Raw genomic sequence first — 3267 nt, 5'->3', positions numbered from 1 at the left:
GACGCTGACGTGGTTTGAATTTGATTTTCGAAGAGTATTAGTTACTCAGATACCTATACTCTGCTTCTCTATGAGCTTGCATCTTGGCCTCGCTCTTACGTTCGCCAATCAAATTTTCAATAGATTGAATCAAGTAAGCAAAAGGACTATCACATTCAGGAATCCGTTCGATACAGTGAAGAACCTCACTACTTGTTATCCATCCTGTCTGAATGTATTGGCCAACAATCATCTTTTGGCGGTGAGTCATATTATAATGCTGGTACCACGGTAAATGATCTCGGTAGCTATCTGCAATTTCCTGCAAGAGAGAATAGACTTGAGGTTTGATAAATTTCTTCCCACTTGTTTTTTGAGAAGGAGTGTCACAAGTTCCAGCAGTCTGATCCAATTCCTTAGAATTGGAAGCAGGCTTTCTAGAACTATGTCTAGTACTATTATTCTCAGTATGACTCTTCTCAGTCTTAATAGGGTTAAAATTTTTTACCTCCGGAGGTAAAGATTTTTGACTTCCAAAATTCGTTGATTTAACAGCTTTTTTTGGAGGTAAAGATTTTTGACTTCCAGAATTTATTGATTTGATAGGCTTTTCTAAAACAGAGTTTTCATCTTTCAAAATAGAAGATTCTTCTTCACTGCCTGGACGTTCAATTTCAAATAAGACACAACCTTTGTAATCTAAAGTTTTTACATGGTGGTAGACTACAGTTCCTTTGTCACGTCCTTTTTCTACGACTTCAGCATCATAGTGTTCATATTCTTGTAATTCAGCATTCACATTTTGAAGATACAAACGATTCGGACGATTCTTCCCTTGTTTCACTTCACGAAGCAATCCAAGCTCTTTCAATTCTTTCTTGATTTTCAATACAGTTGGCTTACTGCGATCTAAAATTTCCATTAAGTCCTCAACCGTATAGACAAGAAATACTGAACCATTCTCATCAACATAAGTCAGTTCACCGTTTCTGTAAGAATGAATACTCAACATACATCGATCATAGAGTACTCCATAAGCAATCTTGCCATCATTTGATAATTTCTTGGCATAGAGACTCGTCATCTTGATTTTCCCAGTAGGTTTCCCCTCAGCAGAAAATTTCTTCTTAACATTTACCATGAAAATTTGTGGGATTTGATAGAAGGTCTGTGTTGCTACTTGATTTACTGTAATATCAGCCATGTTATCACACCCCCATCATCACAGTACCATTTCCCATAGAGAACAGAACTCCTTCTCTCTCTAATTCTTCAACCGCCTTAACAGCACGTTTTTTACTCATTCCTGTTTTTCTCATCACTTCGTTAACAGCTGCTTTTTTTGAAAATTGCACAAACATTTCTTTAGTCATTCTACTATCTCCTTTTTCTGTCTCACCAATTTGAGCTCCTTTGAAAAGCAACTCGAGCATTCAGATAGACCAAGCTGAAAATCCAAATGGTCAAATAAAAAGTTACATCGCTCACACTGCACTGTGCTTCTAAGTATTGTTTCACCTAACCAATCTCTTTTTACAACATCTAATACATCTCCACATTCAGGACAATGAATAGGCTTGAAAATATCATCTTCTTCCCATTTTTCCTCATAATCACAATCAAAACAAACGATTGTTTCCAACCACATGGATTAACTCCCTTCCAATGTTTCTTCTAATTCGCCTATCCTTAACTTAAATTCCTTGATTTTCTTTCTCACAAGATCACGTTCTACACTCATCAGTTGTACCTCACTTTTTTTTGTAAGGTTTTCTTAAGACTTCTAGTCTTGTCGTGCTATCTCGGCCTCTCTCGTTTCAAACAGAATCAAGTAACTCAGGAGTAAATTCCATCGTCGTCTACAGGGCTTCATCATAAGTCAGTTGGCTGGTTTGTCCCCATTCCCCATGTTCCATCTCTAGCTCTTCTGAAATACGGATAAGTGCCAAGCTTAATTCTAAGATATAATTCATGAATAACATCATCTTTTATGACTTTCCAGAAAATACTAGCGAGCTTATAATAATCGTTTCCAAGCCAAACTCTAGCAAGGTCATTGTCTGGAGATACTTTTTCATCAGAATTTCCTTCAGAAATACAATCAACCATATTTTCATTCTTATCAAGATCTATTACATCGAAAATTTCTAGCGAATCAATATCCATAACAATTTCAATATTATCTGACATTTTTTCTCCTTAATTTTTGGCAACGAAAAAGAGAACGAATTTCCTCGTTCTCTGCATATATTTATATGTTCCTTGTGTTTCTCAAAACTCTAGACACTTACCTAGTATATTTTTTATTAATAAAATAGGATTATCTATACAGACAATTTTCGAATCAACAAAAAAATTATCCAACTTAACCAATAAGCAAAATCGGCCGTTACAGTTTTTGTTACCTTGTTTTAAAAAATTGGTTGACAATGATTCCTCTATGAGTATAATAGTTACTATACATCAGAAAAGAGGTTAACTATTTTGAAAAAAGCTCACATTTATGCTATCCCTGCTATTGGGGCTGCTCTCATTGCTGTTTTGGCACAAATCAGTCTTCCAGTTGGACCTGTTCCCTTCACTCTGCAAAACTTTGCAATCGGCTTGATTGCTACTGTCTTTAGACCGAGAGAGGCTGTACTTTCTGTTGGACTCTATCTTCTTCTAGGTGCTATCGGTCTTCCTGTGTTTGCAGGAGGTGGAGCTGGTTTTCAGGCTTTAGTTGGCCCTACTGCAGGCTATCTTTGGTTTTATCTCGTTTACTCTGGACTTACTTCCTCTCTAACCAACAGCAAGAGCGGAATTGTCAATATTTTTCTTGCAAATCTCTTGGGTGATGCCCTTGTCTTTGTCGGAGGGATTCTCAGCTTGCATTTTCTAGCTGGAATGGCATTTGAAAAAGCTCTTGTTGTGGGGGTTCTTCCCTTTATTATCCCAGACCTTGGTAAACTTCTAGCTATTAGTTTTATTAGCCGTCCACTACTTCAACGCCTTAAAAATCAGGCTTACTTCGCTAACTAAAAAAGGATATCGAGTTGCCATGACTCAATATCCTTTTCTTTCATTTTGAAAACTTATATTCTTCAAAAATTTCTTCAAACACGTCAGCTTCACCTTGGATTATATATGTGACTGACTTCGTCAGTCTTATCTACAACCTCAAAGCAGTGCTTTGAGCAACCTGCGGCTAGCTTCCTAGTTTGCTCTTTGATTTTCATTGAGTATTATATAAAATCACCCCTCTAGTGTTCATAAACTAGAGGGGGAATTTGTATCATACTATCGTTT

The 3267-nt window shown here is 36.7% G+C and carries 4 protein-coding genes and 1 pseudogene; 1 reads left to right on the top strand and 4 read right to left on the bottom strand.

Annotation, left to right across the window (positions count from 1 at the left end; all coding sequences use genetic code 11):
• Nucleotides 1-37: 37 nt before the first annotated feature.
• From HT719_RS09465 to HT719_RS09450, 4 genes and pseudogenes are all read right to left on the bottom strand, one after another.
• Nucleotides 38-1183, bottom strand: a complete 1146-nt coding sequence (locus HT719_RS09465; protein ID WP_050112811.1) for a replication initiator protein A — start codon at nt 1181-1183, stop codon at nt 38-40.
• Nucleotides 1184-1187: 4 nt separating this feature from the next.
• Nucleotides 1188-1352 carry a hypothetical protein gene (locus HT719_RS09460; RefSeq protein WP_016397553.1) on the bottom strand — a complete coding sequence of 55 codons (165 nt, stop codon included), beginning with the start codon at nt 1350-1352 and terminating at the stop codon, nt 1188-1190.
• Nucleotides 1349-1627, bottom strand: a complete 279-nt coding sequence (locus tag HT719_RS09455) for a hypothetical protein (protein WP_172929012.1) — start codon at nt 1625-1627, stop codon at nt 1349-1351. Before HT719_RS09455 ends, HT719_RS09460 begins: the two co-directional genes overlap by 4 nt.
• A 211-nt stretch (nt 1628-1838) precedes the next feature.
• Nucleotides 1839-2169 (bottom strand): annotated as a pseudogene (locus HT719_RS09450) (hypothetical protein).
• Between the two features lie 294 nt (nt 2170-2463).
• Between HT719_RS09450 and HT719_RS09445 the strand changes: the two are divergent.
• Nucleotides 2464-3000, top strand: coding sequence for a biotin transporter BioY (locus tag HT719_RS09445; protein WP_166731017.1), 537 nt, complete (start codon nt 2464-2466; stop codon nt 2998-3000).
• Nucleotides 3001-3267 lie beyond the last annotated feature (267 nt).

Origin of the sequence: Streptococcus sp. k-378 (assembly GCF_013277505.1) — a bacterium.
GTDB classification, from domain to species: domain Bacteria; phylum Bacillota; class Bacilli; order Lactobacillales; family Streptococcaceae; genus Streptococcus; species Streptococcus pseudopneumoniae.
Note: the sequence above shows the minus strand (reverse complement) of the source record. Positions and strands in the feature narration are given on the sequence as shown.